The 20,607-nt window shown below is 74.0% G+C and carries 13 protein-coding genes; 1 reads left to right on the top strand and 12 read right to left on the bottom strand.

The features are described 5' to 3' along the window. Positions 1-96: 96 nt before the first annotated feature. From ACZ4SA_RS29610 to ACZ4SA_RS29555, 12 genes are all read right to left on the bottom strand, one after another. Positions 97-2,085 carry a TOMM precursor leader peptide-binding protein gene (locus tag ACZ4SA_RS29610; RefSeq protein ID WP_468280602.1) on the bottom strand — a complete coding sequence of 663 codons (1,989 nt, stop codon included), beginning with the start codon at positions 2,083-2,085 and terminating at the stop codon, positions 97-99. After that, positions 2,082-2,837 (bottom strand): ABC transporter permease, encoded by a 756-nt coding sequence (locus tag ACZ4SA_RS29605; protein ID WP_468280600.1) that lies wholly within the window; start codon positions 2,835-2,837, stop codon positions 2,082-2,084. Before ACZ4SA_RS29605 ends, ACZ4SA_RS29610 begins: the two co-directional genes overlap by 4 nt. Further along, the gene (locus ACZ4SA_RS29600; protein ID WP_468280598.1) at positions 2,834-3,802 is read right to left on the bottom strand and encodes an ABC transporter ATP-binding protein; all 969 of its coding nucleotides are present in this window, start codon (positions 3,800-3,802) and stop codon (positions 2,834-2,836) included. The genes ACZ4SA_RS29605 and ACZ4SA_RS29600 overlap by 4 nt, the downstream gene beginning before the upstream one ends. Before the next feature lie 49 nt (positions 3,803-3,851). Next, positions 3,852-5,033, bottom strand: a complete 1,182-nt coding sequence (locus tag ACZ4SA_RS29595) for a M50 family metallopeptidase (RefSeq protein WP_468280596.1) — start codon at positions 5,031-5,033, stop codon at positions 3,852-3,854. Next, positions 5,030-6,163, bottom strand: coding sequence for a lantibiotic dehydratase C-terminal domain-containing protein (locus tag ACZ4SA_RS29590; RefSeq protein WP_468280594.1), 1,134 nt, complete (start codon positions 6,161-6,163; stop codon positions 5,030-5,032). The genes ACZ4SA_RS29595 and ACZ4SA_RS29590 overlap by 4 nt, the downstream gene beginning before the upstream one ends. After that, the gene (locus ACZ4SA_RS29585) at positions 6,151-9,123 is read right to left on the bottom strand and encodes a lantibiotic dehydratase (protein ID WP_468280592.1); all 2,973 of its coding nucleotides are present in this window, start codon (positions 9,121-9,123) and stop codon (positions 6,151-6,153) included. Before ACZ4SA_RS29585 ends, ACZ4SA_RS29590 begins: the two co-directional genes overlap by 13 nt. Positions 9,124-9,144: 21 nt before the next feature. Further along, positions 9,145-10,800 (bottom strand): nitroreductase family protein, encoded by a 1,656-nt coding sequence (locus ACZ4SA_RS29580; protein WP_468280591.1) that lies wholly within the window; start codon positions 10,798-10,800, stop codon positions 9,145-9,147. A 53-nt stretch (positions 10,801-10,853) separates the two neighbouring features. Beyond that, positions 10,854-12,938: a TOMM precursor leader peptide-binding protein gene (locus tag ACZ4SA_RS29575; RefSeq protein ID WP_468280589.1), complete on the bottom strand. Its 2,085-nt coding sequence runs from the start codon at positions 12,936-12,938 to the stop codon at positions 10,854-10,856. Next, positions 12,928-15,258 carry a TOMM precursor leader peptide-binding protein gene (locus ACZ4SA_RS29570; RefSeq protein WP_468280587.1) on the bottom strand — a complete coding sequence of 777 codons (2,331 nt, stop codon included), beginning with the start codon at positions 15,256-15,258 and terminating at the stop codon, positions 12,928-12,930. Before ACZ4SA_RS29570 ends, ACZ4SA_RS29575 begins: the two co-directional genes overlap by 11 nt. 145 nt (positions 15,259-15,403) lie before the next feature. Beyond that, positions 15,404-17,530, bottom strand: a complete 2,127-nt coding sequence (locus tag ACZ4SA_RS29565; RefSeq protein WP_468280585.1) for an AfsR/SARP family transcriptional regulator — start codon at positions 17,528-17,530, stop codon at positions 15,404-15,406. Between the two features lie 544 nt (positions 17,531-18,074). Next, positions 18,075-18,245: a thiazolylpeptide-type bacteriocin gene (locus tag ACZ4SA_RS29560; RefSeq protein ID WP_031128743.1), complete on the bottom strand. Its 171-nt coding sequence runs from the start codon at positions 18,243-18,245 to the stop codon at positions 18,075-18,077. Between the two features lie 417 nt (positions 18,246-18,662). After that, positions 18,663-19,055, bottom strand: coding sequence for a hypothetical protein (locus ACZ4SA_RS29555; RefSeq protein WP_468280583.1), 393 nt, complete (start codon positions 19,053-19,055; stop codon positions 18,663-18,665). A gap of 577 nt (positions 19,056-19,632) precedes the next feature. Here ACZ4SA_RS29555 and ACZ4SA_RS29550 point away from each other — a divergent pair. Then, positions 19,633-20,373: a hypothetical protein gene (locus ACZ4SA_RS29550; RefSeq protein WP_468280581.1), complete on the top strand. Its 741-nt coding sequence runs from the start codon at positions 19,633-19,635 to the stop codon at positions 20,371-20,373. Positions 20,374-20,607: the final 234 nt, after the last annotated feature.

Raw genomic sequence — 20,607 nt, 5'->3', positions numbered from 1 at the left:
GGACGTCTCGGGGCCCGTCGCGACATGCTCGGCGCGGTGGGGCCCGGCTCGGGGCGGGCTTACGGGAAGAGGTGCGGGGCCCGGTTCGTTGCGGGCCTACGGGAAGGGGTGCGGGGCCCGGCGGATCTCCGCGTCCGTGAGGTCGCGGTCCCGGTGGCCGCCGCGGCGCAGCGCGGTGCGCAGCCGGGGCATCAGCAGGGCCCGCTGCCGGTTCCAGCCGAAGTCGATCGGCAGCAGACCCGGCACCAATGTGCACACCGTCCGCAGGCCCATCCGCTCCTGCTCCGGCGACGTCTGGTCCACGACGACGACGTCGTGGCCCGCCCGCACCAGTTCGTCCCTGACCACGGCCACGTCGTCCCGCAGGTCGCCGGTGCGGGGACGGCCCCGGCGCTCCCAGTCCCCGTACACCTCGTCGAAGGGGCGGGCCTCGCACGGCTCCAGGTACGAGCGCGCGTACTCGGCCATGCGCGGCAGCCCGTAGAGCTGCGGATGGTCCTTCAGGTGCCGCACCCGTGCGAAGTCGTCGGCCATGGCCTCCAGTTCGCCGCGGCGTTCGGCGGTCTGCCGGGCCAGGTGCGGGATGTAGCTGAGCACCTCGGACAGGGCGCCCTCCACCGCGGACCTCGGGTCCAGTGAGGCCGCGGCCGCGAAGGACAGGGTTCCCGGGCCGCCGTCCCGGCGGACGCCGACCACGGTGACGGCCGGGATCGCCAGGTCGATCCGGTTGTCGAGGACGTGGACGTCGTAGCCCTGGAGGGCGGCCCGCTCGACCATCGCGGTTGCCGTGGGGCCGCCGACCGTCGCCGGGTCGACGCGGGGCAGCCGGGCCGCGCCGTACCAGCCGTTCAGGAAGGAGTCGCGCTCGACCAGTTCGAGCAGGCCGCCCAGGATCGCTTCCTCCAGGCTGCCGCCGATGGCGCAGCCGTTGGAGCACTCGAAGACGAAGTTGTCGCCGGCCGGCGGGATGCTGTAGTAGACCAGCCGCGACGGCACCAGGACGGGGCGTTCGTCCCGCAGCGACCAGCCCCACTCCCAGGGGATGGGCCGCGCCGGGTCGAAGGGCTCGGCCAGCGGGTCGTCGCGGTAGGTCTCCGCGCTGTACAGGCCGCACACCGCCGGGTCGACCGCGTCCGCCGCCAGCCCGTCGTACGAGCCGACGACCGGCGCGCCGCCGCCGCGCCGGTGGGTGCCCGCGTACCGTTCCAGGCCCTCCAGGAAGGCGAGCCGGCGGCTGGTGGCGAAGGAGTTCTCCTGTCCGCTCCAGGTGACGTCGTGGAGCCCCGCGTACCCCCGGACGAACACGCTGCCGGCCACGGGGGCGGTGGTGGACGAGGTGACGTCGGTCCAGGTGCCCGCCCCCAGGGCGCCGCAGACCGGGTTGGCCAGGGCGTCGGTGGGGAGCGGGTAGGCGAAGGGGGAGCGCAGCCGGTACGCGCCGGGGTGCGGCTTCGGGCGCGGGGCGAGGCTGAGCGGCCGGACGTCCTCTGCCCGCTCTGGCCCGGGGCGGGGGCCGCAGTCGGGGCAGAGCGGGTCGGCGAGCAGCGGGTACGTCCTGACCAGGAGGTTCGCCAGGTCCAGCCGGGTCACCTGGGGCAGGGCGCGGTCCGCCGCGTGCTCGGCGGGCGGCACCGGGCGCGGCCCCTCACTCGGCGGGGTCCCGCCCGGTGGGCCCCCGTGCGGCAGGGCCTCGCACAGGGCGGCCACCGCGTCGTGGACGTGGGCGGTCATCAGCGGCCAGGCGCCCGCCGGACGGGGCCCGTCGGGGCCGCCGGTCTCCAGGGCGTTCCGCTCGCTGCGGCTGCGCAGCCGCTGCCACCGCGCGGCGAGGCAGCTGCCGCAGGCGGGCGCGGTGCCGTCGCCGCCCCAGGGGCCGAGCAGGACCGCCGAAGCGGTCAAGTGGACCCGCGCCGCGGGGCGTTCGGCGGCCCACGGATCCGGCGCGGCGCCCCCGCCCCCCGCGCCGACGGCGCCGACCGGCACGACCCGGGGGGCGCCGTCACCGAAACGGCCGTCCAGGAACGCCTGGAGGGCTTCGCGGGCCTCCTCCATCGGATGCGGAAGCAGCCGGGCCGCGGCGGTCATGAGGTCTTCGTCCAGCGGAACGTGCGGGCGGCGATTGCGCCGAAGGCGACGGCGAACACGACGAGTCCCGCGCATCCCACGCCGATGTCGGACAGGTCGCCGCGGCCGGTGAGCGCAGCGGACACCGCGTCGTTGAGGTAGCGCAGCGGCAGGACCGTCGAGACCTTCTGCAGCCAGTCCGGCATCGCGTCCAGCGGGAAGAACGACCCCGACAGGAAGGCCATCGGGAGCATCAGGAAGTTGGCGATGCCGGCGACCGACTCGGGGGTGTCGGCGATGCTGCCGATGATCACGCCGAGCAGCAGGAAGGTGGTGATGCCGAGGGCCAGCACCGGGATCAGCAGCGGCCAGCGGGAGGCGGGCACCAGGCCGAACCCGGGGGCCATCGCCACCCCGACGAACAGCACCGACTGGACGAGGCCCACACCCAGGGCGAGGACGTAGCGGGAGCCGATGACGGACGACAGCGGGGCGGGCGACATGCGGATCATCCGGAGGATGTCGTCCGCCCGCCACTGCATCAGCGTGAAGCCGATGCCGAAGACGGCGGCGTTGGCGACGCCCCAGGAGAGCACACCGGCGGCGGTGTAGGACAGGTACGAGAAACCGCTCTCCTCCACGTCCCGGCCGCGGAAGACCAGCCCGAAGACGACGAGGAAGATCAGCGGGAACGCGAAGGTGAAGAAGACGGTCGTCTTGTCGCGGACCTGCGCGCGGTAGCCCGCCGTGGTCAGCGCGGTGTAGGCGCTCATGCCTGCTGCTCCTGGTCGTCCTGGGCGAGGGGGGCCCGCCGGGTGATCTCGAGGTAGACGTCCTCGAGGCTGGGGGTGCGGGTCTGCACGCCGTCCAGGCCGGTCACGGCGTCGAGCGCCGAGAGGACCCGGCCGGTGGCGCGGGTCTCCAGGACGAGGTGCCCGCCCTGGACGGTGACGCCCTCCACGCCGGGGAGGGACGCGGCGCGCTCCTCGTCGATCCGGCCGAGCGGGACCAGGAGCCGGCTGACGGCGCCGAACGTCCCGATCAGGTGCTGCGGTTCGTCGGTGATGACGAGCCGGCCCGCCACGAGGATGCCGACGCGGTCGCAGAGCGCCTCCGCCTCGTCCAGGTGGTGGGTCGTGTACACGATGGTCCGGCCCCTGGCCTTGAGGCCCCGCAGGACCTCCCACAGGCTGCGGCGGCCCTCCGGGTCGAGCGCCGCGGTCGGTTCGTCGAGGAAGATCAGCTCCGGTCCGTGGACCAGCGCGGAGGCGATGGCGAGCCGCTGGCGCTGGCCGCCGGACAGTTCGTCGACCCGCACGTCGTGCTTCCCGCCGAGGCCCACGGCCTCCAGGGTGCTCTCGACGGCCTCGCGATCCGTGCCGTACAGCGCCGCGACGGTACGCAGGTGCTCGTGGACCGTCTGCCGTACGAAGAAGGCGGAGGACTGAGTCTGCACGCCCATGCGGGGAAGGAGCGCCGTGTTGCGCGGCCAGGGCGGCTCACCGAACACGGCGACCGAGCCGGAGTCCGCTTTGCGCAGCCCCTCCATGATCTCCACGAGGGTGGACTTCCCCGCCCCGTTGGGGCCGAGCAGCCCGAAGAACTCGCCGCGCCGGATGTCGAGACTGATCCCGTCGACGGCCCGCCGGTCGCCGTAGGTCTTCGTCACGTCGCGGACGCTGACCGCCGGCCGCTCCGCGCGGTCTTCGGCGGGGGAGGGGGAGGAGGTGGGGCTCATACGGGTACCTCGTTCGTCATGGGTGTGCGGGATCCTTCGGGGCGGGGGGTCATCGGAACAGCAGGAGGACGACGGCGGTGCACGTTCCGGCCACCGCGAGCAGCACCAGGGCCGCCGCCGTCACGGCGTACGACGCGTAGAGCCGGCGGGTGCGGCGCGGGTAGGCGGCCACCGCCTCCCGCCCGCGCCGGCGCAGGGCCAGGTACGTGCGGGTCTCCGGGGCGAGGCCGGCGGCGCCCACGACGTGGCTGAGCATGCGGTACCCGTCCAGCGGCGGCAGCGGGACCAGGTTGCTCAGGGCCTGCACGACGCCGACGGCGAGCATCCCGGTGAGCGGCGGGCGGACCGGTTCGGCCGGGTCCAGCAGCGCCCACCACAGGGCGAGGGGCAGCAGCAGCACCAGGTTGACGTACGCGCCCGCGGCGGCGACCACCAGCTTGGCCCGCAGGCCGGGCAGGAACAGGTAGTTGTCGACCGTGCAGTACATCATCATGGCCGGGAACCGCCAGCGCAGCCCGATCTCGCTCACCACGCCGCCGTAGTGCCGGGCGGCGACGCCGTGGGCGAGTTCGTGCAGGCAGACGCTGACCCAGAGGAAGACCGCGAAGGGGACCAGCAGGAGCGGGCGGGTCAGTAGCTCCAGCGTCCCGTCGACGAGGGCCCCGGGGTCCGCCGCCACGGCTGCGGTCATCACCAGTACGGCGACGGCCGCCGGCAGTTGGGCCCACGGGTTGAGCAGTGGCCGCAGCAGCCGGTGGAGGCGCCCGGTGGTCCGGTGGGCGTCGGCGACGGTTTGCCGGCTGCCCTTCCAGAAGGTGCCGGTGCGGGACGGGGGCGGCTTCGGCGGCGCCGGGTCCGGGGACCCGGCGAGCAGCCCGCGGGTGCCGAGCAGGCCGAGCAGCCGAGTCCACTGCTCCTCGGAGAGCCTGCGGTGGAACTCGGCGGCGTAGTCGGACACGACGTCGTCGGCGTTCCGGGTCCCGTCGAGCCGGCTGATGACGAAGTGCTCCTTCGGGCCGACCTCGAACGCGGCGCCGCTGACCGGGTGCTTGATGAGGTGGACGGTGCGCGGGCCGCGTACCAGGGGCGGACTGATCCGCACGCCCGGGCGCAGGGCGGGCCGGTACGCGCGCGCGGCGGCGGCCCGGTCCGGGGCGGGGCGGTCGGATCCGCCGGTGGTGGCCGCGCCCCCGGTGGCCGGGCGCGGACCGGGAAGGTCGGTCGCGCTCATGACGCGTCCCGCCGTCCGCCCGCTGACTCCCGCAGGACCCGGCCCAGGACGAAGGCGAGGTACGCCTCGTCCCGGATCGTCACATGCAGCCGGTTGTTGGTCATGTGCATGTACGGCGAGAGCAGACGGGGCAGCACCGCCGGCGCGTGAGTCACCGTCACCAGGGGGGCCGCATCGGGGTCCTCTGCGCGCTGCTGACCGGTGTCCTCCCGCGCCGGGCCGTCCCAGGCCGGGAAGGCCAGCTCACCGCGCCGGGTGAGGTCCACCACCCGGTCGCGGAGCTCCAGGCAGTGCTCGGCCCAGCGGCGCAGGAACGCCGGCAGCCGGGTCAGGTCGCCGCTCGCCGTCGCCTGCCGCAGCTGCGTGAACCGGGCGCCGAGAGTGGGAGCCATGCGCTCGTAGACGCGCTCGTACTCGGTGGAGCCGATGAACCCCGTGCCCGGGAACAGCCGGTGCCAGAAGGCGTAGTACGAGTCCAGGTAGTCCGCGAGCCGCTCCTCCTTTGGCAGGAAGCAGCTCGCCATCACCATCATCAGCTGCGCGGAGGTCCCCAGCAGCACCGTCCGCACATGCAGGTTCATGCTCCGGTACGCCTCCAGGACCAGGTCGCTGGAGTGCCGGAAGTGCCATTCGGCGAGGTCCACCCCCGCGGGGCCGCCGTACTTGGCGTACTCGGGGGCGTAGACCTCGTAGGAGAAGGAGTTGTTCGGCCGGAGGTTCATCCGGCCGTCCGGGCCCATGTACCGGGCCCGGTCCTCGCCTGGGAACTCGATGTCGAACAGGGAGTTGTAGAAGTCCTTGAGGAAGCCCGAGTCGACCTCGTACAGGGCGGGGCGGGTCTTCAGGAAGCTGCTGACCGCCTCCTCTGCGCGGCGGCGGACCTCCGCCTCGGCGGCCGGGCCGCTCGGACGCAGGCGCAGCCGCACGTGCGGCCCCTCCAGCCAGTAGTTGATGAAGAAGTACCCGGACAGCAGCCCTTCCTCGGTGAGCCGGTCCACCAGCGGCCGGACGCAGTTGACGAGCAGCGGCTGCGGGTTGGCGGCGTAGAACACATGGAGCGCCAGCCAGGGGGAGGGCCCGGTGCCGCCGGGGGCCGGCCGGAAGGCCGCGGGCTCGGTCAGTTCGGGCATGACGGTGCGTCCTCCGGTTCGGCCGCCGGGGTGCGGCGGGTGGTGAAGGTCTCCACGGCGAGTTCGGCCACGTGCCGTCCGCGCCGGGAGGTGACGTGGAGCCCGCCCTCGGCGGGGAGCATCTCGCGGAAGACCACCCGGGTGCCCGGCCTGCGCTCCACCAGGGCGTCGAACGCGGCAAGGCTCAGCGGGCTGTCGAAGTCGACGTACACGGGCTTCGAGCCGAGGGGCCCCCGGCCGGGGTCGGCGACGGTGGCGAAGCAGCGGTCGGGCAGATCGTGCGAGCGCCGCCAGCGCTGCCATCGCAGGTAGTGCTCCTCCTCGCCCTCCCCGCTGCCGGTCGGGCGCTGCGGAAGCACTTGGACATCGGCGGTCCAGCTGCGCCGCGCGACCACCACGTTTCCGTGCCGGACCCGGGGCCGGCGGGTGACCCCGTCCTCCGCCCCGCCCTCGGGCACCCCCGCCCACACGTCGAAGGCGGCCATGCTGCTGGGGGAGAGGAGGAGCAGGGTGCGAGGGATCGCGGGGAGCGCGATCGGCACGAGGTAGCCCAGGTAGACGGGTACGACCTCGCGGCCGAGGCGGCGGGAGCGGAGCACCAGGCGGCCGGCCCGCTCGTCGTGCTCGACGTAGAGGTCGTCCAGGTGGATGCGGGCCTCCTCGGGGACGCCGCTGGTCTCTCCCGGGCAGACGATCTGGTGGTCGGTCAGCCGGCCGTGCAGGTTCAGGTTGCTGCTGACGGGACCTCCGGTGACCTCCGCGAGGACGGCGCCCTCCGGTCGGCGGTCCGCCATCTCCTCACGCAGCGCGCCGGACAGGCCGACCTCCCGGCCGCCCGGTCCGGCGCCGTCGTAGAGGTGGGTGAACCGGCTGAAGGGGAAGGCGAGCCCGCCGTACGACTTGTTGAGGACGACCCGCCGGGGGCCGCCGGGTGGCAGGCACAGCTGGATGTGGTGGCTCTGCGGCGTGAAACGGCCCGCCAGGGAGCCGAGTTCACGGGCGGTGTCGGTGAGGAGCCGCTCCGGCACTTCGACCTCCTCGGCACCGCCGTCCTCGCCGTGACGCCGCCACAGGTCGCGCATGCCCTCGTGGAGGTGGCGGCGTGCCCGGTCGAGGGCCTTCATCTCGTCCTGCCCGAGCCAGTTCTCCTCGGGGACGTAGGTGCCGTCCCCGTCGAAGGAGGCCCGCTTGGACGTGAAGGAGACGTACTGGTCGAAGAAGTCCTCGTGGAAGTCGTGGACCAGGCCGAGCAGGTCGTCGCAGCGGCCGCCGCGGCCGTAGCGGGCCACGAAGAACCCCAGCAGTGTGATGCGCTGCGGGAGCGTCAGGTCGTACAGCGGCAGCACGCCCTCGACGGCCCGCAGGGCGCGACCGGTGTCCCCGCCCAGCACGGCGGGCCCGCAGACCAGTTCGTCGCCGACGCCGACGTCCTCGTACACCAGCGTCTGCGGGAGCGCCGGTTCGTCGGCCCCCAGCTCCCGCTGCGCCTCCAGGAGCCCGGCGCGCAGCGCGCCCAGCAGTGCCCGGCGCTCGTCGACGCCGGCCTCCGGGTAGCGGGCGAGGCAGTCTGCCGGGCCGTCCAGCAGCGCGGCCAGGCGGTCCGCCCACACCACGCCCAGGGAGCGCAGGGCGTCCTGGTAGGAGCGCAGCGGGTCGGGGCTGTGCACGTCCGTGCGGAGCACCGGCGCCTGCACCATGCCGAGTTCCAGGAGGGCCGCCGCGTACCGCTCGCACTCGTCGCGCACGGCGCCGTGCTCGGCCTCCAGCCAGTCGACCAGGTCCCGGTGGCGCACCGGCTCTTCGTGACCGCCGAGCCACTCCAGCAGCCTTTCCAGGGTGCCGCCGCCGCGCAGGAAGAACAGCCGGTCGCGGACCGCGTCGAAGGTGACGGCGGCGCTGTCGTCGCCGGCGGTCAGCACATGGCGCACGTAGCGGATGCGGTCGGCGTCGCGCCCCCAGCCCGGGGCGAGGATCACCGGCAGGTCCTGGCGCAGCGCGGGGTCGGCGGCGATCAGCTCGGTCAGCCGGGCCAGCGCCACCACGTTGAGCCGTACGTGGCTCACCCAGTCGTCGCCGACGCGCAGCGCGGCCCCGTCGTCCGCCGGGTCGCCGCCCGCGAACGTGCCGAGGCCGATGCCGGTGAAGGTACTGAAGGGGCTGGTCTTGCAGGCCGTGCGGTACAGGTAGGTCAGCGCGGAACGCTCGATCTTCCGCAGCCGGTTGCCCGGCCGCGGGGCCGTGTCGCGCAGGTAGGCGTCCAGCCGGCCGTCGAGGGCGGGCGAGGCGAGCAGCAGGCCGAGGCGCAGCCGCTCGTCGGCCAGTGCCTCGCGCAGCGCGCGCCTGCTCTCCCGGAGTTCCCCGGTGAGCAGACCGGCCCCGGTGGCCCGGAGCTGTTCGAGGCGGCCGCGGTCGCGCAGCCACCGGGCGGTGCGCTCGCCGGTCTCCCGGTCCAGCTCCGTCACCAGCCGCACCGCGGCGTCGGGATCGGCGGGGAGCCGGTTGTTGAAGACGCGCCGCCGCAGGTCGAGCAGGGTGCGGCGGGCGGCGGCCCCGGAGTCCCCGCCGTGGTCGTCGGCGGCCTTGACCAGGGCGTGCAGCCCGTCGCTGAGGGCCGCGCCCGCGGCGGACAGGCGCTCCTCCTCGGCCAGCACGGAGTCGGACCAGCGGCGGGTGCCGGGGCAGCGCAGGCCCTCCACGGTCTCGACGGGCAGCCCGGCCGCGCGCAGCACGAAGCGCCTGCCGGCCTCCCAGCGGACCGGGACGGCCACGGCGGAGCCCGTGGCGGGGTCGACGACGGGGTCGACGACGGGGTCGACGACGGGGTCGACGACGGGGTCGACGACGGGGGTGTCGGCGGGGTTGGTGGCGGGACGTGTGGTGGGGCCCGTGGCGGGGTCGGCGACAGGGGTGTCGGCGGCGGTGCCCGTGGCGGGGCCCGTGGTTGCTTCTGCGGGTGTCATGGGTGGGTTCCTCCGCGGCCGTCAGGCGATCTCGTGCCGGAAGTCGGCGGGTTCGGGCCGCTCGTGACCGAGCGCCATGATGAGCAGCGGCGCCTCGTCGCCGTCCGCCGGCCCGAGCCGCTCGACGAACGAGACGTTGTCGAAGCCCAGCGCCACCCCGGCGCCCAGACCGAGCGCGGAGGCCGCCAGGTAGAAGCTCTGCGAGACGGCTCCTGCGGTACCGACGGCGAGCCGGTAGCCGCGGTCGCCGAGCGCGTCCAGGACGGCGGTGGTCCGCACGGTGGGGACGAGGACGGCGCCGGCCTGCTCCAGGTTGTAGTTGGAGAGGAAGTAGTTCTCCTGAAGGAAGGAGCCCTGCGGGCCCGGCGCCACCAGCCGCAGGTCGCCCCGGTCGGGGTCGTACACGTACGCGCCCCGCTCCACGCCCTCCACGTGGTTGGCGAAGACGTAGAGCCTGGCCGGCCGGGTCTCGCCGGACGGGTCGGTGTCGCCGCCCAGGCGGGTCGCGGCGCAGGCCGCCAGGACCGCCGACAGGTCCGCCGTGCCGAGCCGGCGGCGGGCGTCGAACCGGCCGAAGCTGGAGCGGCGTTCGCGCAGGGCCCGGCGGACCCCGGTCTCCGGGAAGGCCGGCGGGGGCAGGGCCACCCGTGTGCCGCCCGCCTCGACGGGGCGGGCCGCGGCGGCGGCCAGCGCGCCGGGGGCGGGCCGGTCGGCGGCGCCCTCCAGGGTGGCCGCGTGCATGTCGCGCAGCGCGTCGAAGTGCAGCAGCTTACGGGAGCGTTCGACGTCCCGGTGGCGGACCGCCGGTCGGTGGCCCGGGTCCGTGCGCCCGGCGTCCCGGCGGGGGGCCGGCCCGTCCCAGCGCAGCGGCACGACGGCGAACACCGCTTCCTGCTCGCCCGGCACACCGAGCAGCCCGTTCAGCCGGGGCTCGTCGAACCACAGCACCGGGGCGACGGTCAGGCCCCGGGCGGCCGCCCAGATCCGCCAGGTCTGCACCAGGGTGCCGATGTCGGTGGAGACCACGTGGAAGGAGAAGCTGTTGTACTTGAAGGAGTTCTGCCAGTACTTGACGCCGAGGACCAGGTACTGGTCGGTGTCCAGGGCCCCGGCGGGGGCGTTCGGGCCCAGGGCGTCGCGGACCGGGCCCGTGACGTCGCCGGTCAGCAGCCGCTGCACGGCGTGCCGGTGGACGTCGTAGTAGTGGAGACCCGGTGTGAGGGGGCCCGAGGGGCCGGACGCCCAGTGGATGCTCACCGGGTAGAGCCCGCCGCCGCCCGCGGTGCCGCGCGACCAGTTCGCGTGGGTGTAGTAAGGCAGCCCGGCCAGGTCGGTGTTGGCCTGCACGCCGAGGCGGCGCCCGGTCAGTCCGTAGGAGTCCTGCAGCATCGCCGACAGCAGCGGGAGGCTGAAGCCGGGCGGCCCGCCGGGGACCGCCCGTTCCCCGGCCGCCGCCTCCGGGGCCACCCGCTCCCCGGGCGCGTCGCCCGGCAGCAGGCCCGGCGCGATCGGCACGTCGAGGAGGTCCTCCGTGCCGGGCAGCGCGTACGCCGCGGCGTGTGGGTAGTACTTGCCCTTGCGCGGGCCGTCGGCCCAGTTCACGACATGGTCGGTGGGCTCCATCGGGACGCGGCCGCGATGCAGGATGGCGTGCGCGTACTCGTGGGCGTATCCCACAAGATCCCCCTTTCCTCGGTTCTTGGCGCACTCGCGCCGGGTTCGGACGGCCGTCAAGGGAACGGGTGCGGGCCGGGGTTGAGGTCGGTCTCGGTCAGGTCGGACGGCCGCAGGCCCGCCTCGCGCAGCGCGGTGCGCGTCCGGGGCATGTGACGGGCGCGCTGCCGCGTCCAGCCGAAGTCGAGCGGAAGCAGCCCGGGCACCAGCACCTTCACGGTGTGCAGGCCGAGAGCGTGCTGCTCGGGCGCGGTCTGGTCGACCACCACCACGTCGAATCCGGCGGACGTCACGGCGTCCACCGCGCCGAGCAGGTCGTCCCGCACGTCGGGCGCGGAGCCGTCGGCGCGGGCCCAGCGCAGGTCGGCGACGCGCACCGGTGGGGGAGGAGAGGGGCGGCGGAGCAGGAAGTCGGCGTGCCGGCCCATCTCCGGCACCGCGTAGACCAGCGGATGGTCGTGCAGGCTGGTGATCCTCCCGAAGTCCTCGGACATGGCGCGGTACGCCGTCTCGTCGCGCCGGAAGCGCTGGAGGAGCTGCACCGAGTCGGTGGCGATCTCGCACAGGGCGGCGGCGAGCGCCGCCTCCGGGTCGAGCGCGGCCCCCGCCCCGAAGCACATCCGGGCCGTCCCGCCGTCGAACCGCTCGGCGACCGCGGTGACCACGGGGACCGGGAAGGTGATCCTTGTGTCGAAGAACCTCGCCCGGTACCCGTACATCGCCATCCGGTCCACCATGAACCGGGTGCGCGGGTCGGCGCTGGTCGCCGGGTCGATCTCGGGCAGCGGCTGCATCCCGTGCCAGGCGAGCAGGAAGGCGTCCCGCTCCAGGACCTCCATCAGGCCGCCGAGTACGGCTTCCTCCAGACTGCCCCCGGAGGCGCAGCCGTTGGAGCTCTCCTGGACGAAGCGGTGCTCGATCCCCGGCTTGTGGTAGTAGGCGAGGACCTCGGGGACGGGGCGGGGGCGCCTGTCCCGCAGCGACCAGCCCCACACCCATGGGATGGGGCGGTCCGGGGTGAACGGCGGCACCCACGGGTTGGCCCGGTGGAAGCCGTCGGCGTACAGACCGGTCTCGCGAGGGTCCACGGCGGCCGGCCCCAGCTCCTCCAGGGAGGCCGTCAGCGAGACGGCGCGGCCCCGGGCGCGCATCCCGCCGAACCGCTCCAGACCCTCCAGGACGCCGATGCGGACGCTGTCGTGGTACGTGTCGGCGTGCCCGCCCCAGAACGTCTCCCGCAGGTAGTCGCCGGAACGGCTGGAGAAGCAGCCCACGGTGGCCGAGGTGGTCGGCGAGGTGACGTCGCACACCACCGACGGCCCTACGGCCCCCCAGTGCGGGTTGGCGAACGCGTCCACCGGCAGTCCGTACGCGTCCACCGGCCGGACCCGGCTCACGCCCGGCCGGTACTTGGGCGCGGACCGCAGCACGAGGGCGGCCGCCTCGGCGGTCACCGGTTCGGGTGTGCCGCAGCCGGGGCAGTCCGGCTCCGGCACCAGCGGGTGGTGTCGCACCGTCAGGTCCTCCAGGTCCACCAGCCACACGTCGGGGAACGGGGCGCGCCGGTCACCCCCAACTCTCTGGTCACCACCACCGCTTCGGTCACCCCCACCGCGCCGCTCGCGCCGCTCGCCCTGGGTCTCCTGGGCACCCTGGGCACCCCGGGCGTCCCGGGCACCCCAGGTCCCCCGGGCGTCCCGGGGCTCGGCGGCCAGACGGGCGATGAGCGCGGCGACGGCCTGCGCGGCGTAGGGCACGCCGTACGGCCACGGCCCCGCCTCCCGGGTGCCGCCACGCAGCTCCAGACCCTCGCGCAGCCCGACCGACCGCACCCCCTGCCAGCGGCGCCGCAGGCACTCGCCGCACCCGGCGGCCCGCCCGTCGGCGGCGGGCCACGGGCCGACCATCACCTGCCGGCCGTACAGGTGCACCGGGAGCGTGGAGTGCGAGGCGCCGAGGGCGGGGCCGGTGAAGGCGTCGCCCACCCCGAGAGCGCGCACGGTGATGCCCGGGAGCGGGTGGCGCGGCTCGCACGGCAGTTCCGCCAGGGCCTGCCGAAGCTCCATGGCGAACAGGTGGCACGCCTCATCCCGCGGCTCCCCGGCCCCGCCCACGGCAACCTCGACCAGGTCAGCGGTCATCGTCCGCCTCCTTGGTGAGCAGCACCCGCACGGTGTGGAGGCCCGCGGCGGGCAGGTCGGCCGCGTGGGTGGGCACGACGAGGGCGTCGCGCCCGGCGGCGGCGAGCCGCTCCAGGACCTCCGCCCAGTTCGCCGCCGGGCGTCGGCCCGTCGGCCCGTCCTGGTCCTCGTCGTCACCGGCCCGGGCGGTGACGGGTATCAGGGCCGCGTCGAGGTCGGCCAGCAGCGGATCCCCGGTGTCGGGCGCGCCCAGCACGCCCTCGGCGGCGAGCTGGACCGCGCCGAGCAGGTCCCGCAGGGCGTCGGTGGCCGCGGCCCTGAGGTCCAGGGCGGCGCCCGCGGCCCAGCGGACCGGCTCGTCCGCGTCGGCGGGCCGGGTCCTGGCCAGCACGACGGACACCCCGGAGCAGCCGGTCTCCCCGAGGTCGACGAGCTCGACGTCCAGCCCGAGATGCCCCGCCGAGCGCAGCAGGAACACGGCCTCGGGGTCGTTGCCGAAGGCGTCCGGCGCGATCACCGCGCTCCGCCCGGCCCCCCGCACCGACCGCACCAGCGCGTCATGGGTGAGCGCGGACAGCAGCCCGGCCGCGGCGGCCTCCGGGAGGCCGTCTCCCGCGCCGCACCCGGCGCGCGACGGCTCGAACCGGCGGTCCTGGTTGTCGCCGCCGAAGGGCCGCACGGCACCGGCCGGGACGAACGCCTGCTCCTTCGTCAGCAGCGACGTGGCGAGGGTCCAGGAGGCCACCGGATCGCCCCCGGCTCCGGTGGCCGTGGTCAGCAGGTCCGGCTCCACCCGCGAAAGCGGCCCCGGAGCGTCTTCGGGGGAGGCGCCACCGGGGACCGTGACGGCGGGCACGACGTGCTCGGCGTAGATCTCGGCGGCGGCGTTGAGAGCCCGCAGCCGGGCGCCCGCCGTGTGGTGGACGTCGAACGCCGCCACCGTACGGGTGCCGGCCGCGCCCAGGGCGACCTCCACGGCGCCGACCTTCAGCGGGGTCTGCGTCACCGGCTCGTCGGCGTACCGGGTGAACACCCCGACGGACGGCCGGACGGCGAGCGAGTGGCGGTCGAGGTCGGCGAGCGGACCCTCGGTCGCGCCGTCGTCCGGGGCGGCGGCCACGACCGGCTGGAAAGCGGGCCGCTCCGGGGCCGCGGTCAGGTCGACGGGCTCGGGGGCGCCGGGCCGGGTCCGGCAGAACGGGCAGCGCGGATGGGGCAGCAGTCGCTCCGCGAGGACGTCGAAGGAGGCCATGTCCTGGAGCAGCACCTGACCCCGGGTCTCGGCCGGCAGCGCCTCGGTGGCCAGCCGGAACACCTCGTAGCCGAGCAGGTTGCCGAGCATCGCGGCGAGCGGGCCGCGCGGACCGTTCGCCGGCCGGCCGCCCAGGGCGAGGCCGCTCCACACGTCGGCCGCGACCGCCGGGTCGCCCGTCGCGCCGAGCCGCAGCGCCGCGCACGCCAGGCAGCCTTCGGTGTCCGGGGTGCTGACCGGCCCGACCACCGCCCGGCTTCCGAAGGTCCAGGCGGGAAGCAGGACGCGCCCCTCGGGGACGCCTTCGCGGAGCAGGGCGAGCGCGGTGCCGAACGCGTCGCTGCCGCAGGCGGCGACGACCACGTCGTACCCGTCGTACGCGTCCCAGCCCCGCCCGGTGCTCACCCCTACGCCCGCGGTTTTCCCGGTGCCCGCCCGTACGCCCGCGGCCTCCTCTGTGCGGGGCAGCACGGCCACCTCGGCCGGGCTGCCCTGCGCGGTCAGCTCGGCCGCCTCCGCCCGGAGCGCGGCGAACTCATCGGCGGTGGCCGGGTTCCCGGCCAGAGCGGCCTCCACCCCGACCCGGGCGCAGCCGTTGCGGATCAGGGAGAGCGCGCACCAGCGGGCCACCGGGCCGTCGCCGAGCACGGCGACACGGGTGCCCCGGTACGCGGCGAACCTGCTCTCGGCGCCGTCGGCGTAGTGGTCGACGTACGCGATCTGCTGCCCGAAGCGGGCGGCGACCACCGGGTCCACCGGCGTGCCCGACCCCGGCCCGCCGGCATCGGGCACGGGCCGGGCGAACCCCCGGGCGTAGAGCGCCTTGACGAGGCTGCCCACCATGGCCTTCTGCGGGTCCTTGAAGCCCGCGCAGATCTGGCCCACGGTCCGGCTGCCGTCCAGGTGGGGGACCAGGAGGGTGGCGAACCGGTAGGCGGACGGGGAGCTGAGCTGGAAACCCCCGTCGGCGTTGTGGAAGACCACGCCGGTGGGCGTCTCGGTGAACAGCACGTCGCGGCGCACCCTGGGCCGGGTGTCGGCGGTCTCCTCGTACGGCGTCGTGGGCATGCGGGGGTCGCACCTCCGGGGCGGGGCCTGTCGGCCGCTCGGGTCTGGACGGGCAGGAACGGGTGGTGAGGGGAGGGAAGGGGCGGGGCGTTCGCGGTTCGGTCCGGGCGGGCCGGGGCCGTTTCCCCGGGTGGGGTCGAGGCGATCAGGCGGCTCCGGACGGAAGCGCGCGACGTGTACGTGTCCCTGCGGAGACCGCCCGCGGTGCCTCGCCGGTCCGAGCCGCCGTGCGCAGGGCATGGGCGCGGAACAGGCCGTTCATACGGACGGTCCCCGGCTGCTCCTCGTCGAGCAGCCCCGTGTCGAGGAGCCGCTCCAGGAGCTCCTCGGCACGGGCCTCGGGAAGGCCGAGCGCGGAGGCGGCGGCGGGCGCGGTGATCGGCCCGTCCAGCCGTGCCAGGCGCAGGTGGGCCTCTGCCAGCCGGGCGGGCAGCCGGCCCAGGGCCCCGTCGAGCGCCAGCGGCACGGACATCCGGGGGTCGTCGGGCAGCGCCAGCCGGGCGGGCAGGTCGCGCCGCAGCCAGGCCGCGCAGTCGGTCAGCCGCAGCTTCGGCCGGGTCAGCAGCCGGGCCGCCGCGATACGCAGGGCCAGCGGGACGTGCCCGCACAGGCCGGCGAGGGCCCGCGCGGCCTCCGCCTCGGCCGCCACCCTCTCGGCGCCGAGGACGGTGGTGAGGAGCGCGTGGGACTCCCGCGGCGACAGGGCGTCCAGCTGGAGCACCGCAGGGCCGTGCGTGGCGACCAGAGCGGCAAGCCCCATGCGGCTGGTCACGACGAACGCCCCGCAGCCCGTCATGTCGAGCAGCCCGCGCACCTGGTCGGGGTGCACGGCGTCGTCGAGGATCACCAGGCACTCCCCACGGGACGCGCCGGAGGGCAGGACGGAGCGCAGCTCCGCCGCAGCCTCCGCAGCGGTGCGCGGTGCGCCGTCGGGTCCGGTCAGTGGCAGCAGCACGCCACCCGCGGGGAAGAAGTCCGTCACCAGGTGAGCGGCGTGCAGGGCCAGCGCGGTCTTGCCCATGCCCGGGCCGCCGGAGACCACCGCGACCACGGGCGCGGCGCCCGCCCGCCCGTCCTCCCGGCCGCCGCCCTTCAGATGGCCCACCAGGTCGGCGGTCTCGCGGGTGCGACCGGTGAAGCCGGGGACGTGCGGCAGCCGGGGCTCCGGCGGGCCGGCCGGGCCAAGGGGCGGCTGCCCGCCGCGAGGTGGGACGGAGCCGCCCGTGACGGCCGCCGCGTACGGCTCGTCGGTGGCGGACGCGTACCGCTCTTCCGAACCGGCCTCGTATCGCCTTCCCGAACCGGGCTCGTACCGCCCGCCGGTACCGGCCTCGTACTGTTCGGCGGCAGGGGCCTCGTGCCGTCCGGCGGCGGCCGCGTGCCGATCGTCGGCGCCAACACCACCACCACCACCAACAACAACACCGGCTCCCTCCCGCGCCGTGGCCGCGCCCGTCGAGGGCGCCGGATGTGGCACATGCCCCGGGTGCACGGGGTGCGGAGTCGGCGTCAGCGAGGCCGCCTCGACGACCGGGTCGCGGGGTTCGTCGCCGCGCAGGACGGCCAGTTCCAGGCTCTGCAGCTCCGCGCCGGGGTCGACACCCAGCTCGTCCCGGAGGTGCGCCTTGATTCGGCGGTACTCCGCCAGGGCCTCGGTCTGCCGGCCCACCCGGTACAGGGCCCGCATCAACTGGGCGGCGAAACCCTCGTGATGGGGGTGCGCCCGGGTGGCCTCCCAGAGGTCCACCAGGGCCTCGCGGCACCGCCCCCGGGCCAGCTGGATCTCGCAGGCGCGTTCCAGCACGCGCAGGCGCTCCTCCGCCAGCCGGGGCACCTCGTCGCGATGCAGGAGCGGGGAGGGGACGTTGGCGAGGAGCGGTCCCTGCCACAGGCCGAGCGCCGAGCGCAGCAGGGGCAGTTCGGACTCCCCGGCCCCGGCCGCCTCCGACACCAGGCGGCGGAAGTGCAGCAGGTCCAGCGTGCTGTCGTCGGCCGGGAGGCGGTAGCCTCCGGCGACCGCGACCACCGAATGCTCCTCTATGTCGTACTTCGCGAAGAGGCGGCGCAGTCGCAGGACGCAGCTCTGCAGGGCCGCCTTCGCAGTCGCCGGCTGCTCTTCCCCCCAGACGGCGCGACGGAGCCGGTCCGCCGGGACCACCTCGCCGGGACGGATCAACAGCGCCGCGAGCAGCGATGTCGGTTTGGCCGACGGAAGGACGACCACGTCATGCCCGTCAGCGATACTGAGCGGTCCGAGCAGCTGAAAACGCACCGAGTTCCCCCGTTGAAGAACACCTGCCGACTTGGCACGGCACCCCGGGGAAAGCGGTCCCCTGCCACCGTATCCGCCCTGGTCCTGGCGGTGGCTTGCGCAGAGGTTCCCGGCCTTCCCGTCAGGGGTGGGCAGGATGGAGCACGCATGACGTCGTCTTCGACGACCTCATTTGGTCTTGCGGGCAGTGGTGAGTTTTCTACCTGCGTAGAACGCCGGTCAAGGGGGACGGCGCAACGCGGGAGAGGCCTGTTTCGGCCAAGCGGAGCCCATGGAGCGGTACTTGAGAAGCATCACCGCAGATGAAAGGCCATGTGGGCGTCGCTCCGGATCGTTCATGGGCCCAGCACGCGTTCGTAAGAAAACCGACGTTCGCGCAAACCTGTCACACTGTTCTCTCAAGTCACAGCAGTCTCGTGCTGCCCGCAGCCGGCGCGGCCGGTTCCGGGCATGGGAAACGCCCGGTTCCCGCCCACCCCGGAAGGCGGCGTGAACCGGGCGCCGATGCCGCACCCGCGCGCCCGTACTCGTGCTCTTGCTCGGGTCAGGCGGAGCAGGAGGTGGTGCTGCAGGTGGAGCTGGAGGTCGAGGTGGAGCTGGTGCTCGTGCAGCCGGCCAGCACGACCTCGCTGGCGTCCGAGTAGTCGGAGATCTCGAAGGTCTCGGCCTCGAGCTCGAGGATCTCGTCCGCGAGGGTGCTCAGGTCCTTGTTCATGGTGCCTCCCGATGAGTCGGAGCGGACGGGCCGAGGTGGCCCATGACCCGCCGTGTGGATACGGCTCCATTCCAGCGCCTGCCGCTCACCGTTCGGCACGTCTCCCGCTTGCATCCCGCTGGCACGCCGCACCAGCGCGCCACGGCCACCGATCCGCCGTGCCTGGGGCTCGCCCGGGGTCGGTGCGGCCGGTCCGGCGCGCGAGCCCGTGCCGTCGGCAGCGGGATGCGGCCACGGACCGGTCAGGCGGCCTCTGCCTCGGCTTCGGCTTGGGCCTCGAGCCGGCAGTCGCGGCAGCGGACTTGTCCAGGCAGAGGCCACCGCGTACCTCCGCGCGATTCGTGGCGAGGGTTCAAACGGGTCGCAGGGTGACGCCTTCGGCTCCCATGAGCCAGCGCAGGTGGTCCACCAACCGCGTCACGATGCGCGGGTCGTGCAGGATGATGCCGATCTCCACGTTGTCGCTGAGTGCGCGATGCGTGAGGTTCGCGCTGCCCACAGGGCGATTCGGCGATCGGCCGCCATGACCTTGGCGTGCAGGCTGCCGCCGGCGAAGGCATTCGCGCGGTGCCAGATGTGGACCTGCCCGTGGAGCCGGTCGAAGGCCTGTGCGGCCGAGGTGGACTCCTCCAGGAGCAGGTCTATGCGAATCTTTCGGGCAGCGGCTGCACGGAGCTCCGTCACGATTTCCGGTATCCCGTAAGCCGCGAAGCTCGCGATGAGCAGCGAATCGCATGCTGAACGGATGACGTCGACGGCGATGCCACTGGTGAGGAGAACAGGAACGGCGGGGCTCGTCGGACCGCTCACGACGAGCTCTGCGGGTGGTTCCGTTGGCTCCTCGCAGGCGCCTGCCGTTGCGAGAGCCAGCGCGAGGGCCGATCCGGACAGGCCGGACGCCTCGTCCCGCCAGGCGGCTCTCGCCGAGCTCAGTTGCGAGGACAGACCCGCCGCCGGATGAGCTGCGGCCCATCGGTCGAGCAGAGGGTCTGACGGACCGTCCGCCATGCTCAGGTGGCGCTGGAGGTCTGCCATGCGGTGCGACGGCAGGCGCTTCGCGAGTGCCGAGAGGAGCACGGGAAGCCTGCCGCTCATGGCAGGAAGGCCCCGAGGCCCCCTGCCAGGGTCTCGACGAGCAACGCCCGGTCCAGGTAGTGGTTGCCCCGTTCGCACGAGGTCTCGGCGGCGAAGAGACATGCGTGGCAGGCGGCTCCGTGCAGGCGGCCGTGGACCCGGGGGCCAGGACGCCGGTGCGACGGAGGAGGACCTGCATCCGATCGTCGCTGAGGCCATCACCGAGTCGTACGCTATACCAGATATGGCTGGGGTGGCCGGTGGAAATGCCGTTGTGGATACGGGAATCGCTCGTGCGCGATAAGAAGACCCTATGCCGTCAACAGTAAATCGCTTTCAGTACCTGGGCGTAGCAGCGGGTGTGGTGAGCTGCCTCGTCGCGGTCTTCATTGGGGCCCCGGTCTGGCTCTCCGTCGTACTCTCGGGAGCCCTTGTCTACACCACGGTCTACTGGACACTGAGTTCTTATCTGAATATCAGACAAGCGTCACTGGGTTTCGTGTGCGTGATCGTCGGTCTGGCCCTATCCGTGTCGCTCGCCCACCAGTACCCCGGACTGGTGGGGCTGGACGACGATCCTCCGGCGCAAGCAGGCACCCCGGGCGGCGAGGCGACGACGAAGGAAAAGTCGGACCTCAAGGTGGACGTCCTCAAGGACGGCGACAGGGTCCCGTTCTGCCTCCCTGTTTCGGGCACCGGAACGATCACGCCGGGGACCGAGGTATGGGTGGCCCACGCCAACGACGAGGACGGCTCACCGGCCGACAATCTCATGAACTTCCGGCAGGCCGAGAACGACGAAGTGCACGCCGATCAGTGGCGGGTGAAGAAGTACTACGTCGGCAACGAGAAGGACGACCGGGACTTCTGGATCTACGTTTACGAAATCCCCACCTCAACCGGAAGCATCATCAGGAATTACCAGTGGCCAGGTGACTTCAAGGAGAAGTGGCCCAACTGGCAGCCCGCACAGACCAAGCCGATCGAGGGGGCAGAACCCATTGGCCGCTTCCGAGTAACACGCACCCACGAGTTGGGATGCGACACTCCGTAAAAGAAAAACTGATCCGGGTGTTCTCCTTTCGGCGCGTCCGGTTCAGAGTGGGATGAACGTCGAAGGAGAACCACCTCGGATCGGCCTCGAAGTCGACATGCAGCCACTCGCATCCCGCCCTACTCAGGTTGAACCCGTAGCGGGGGGGGGGGGGGGGGGGGGGGGGGGGGGGGGGGGGGATGGGGGGGGGGGGGGGGGGGGGGGGGGGGGAGGGGTGTTGGAGAACAGGGGGTG

Source organism: Streptomyces sp. NPDC027962, from assembly GCF_055566095.1.
Note: the sequence above shows the minus strand (reverse complement) of the source record. Positions and strands in the feature narration are given on the sequence as shown.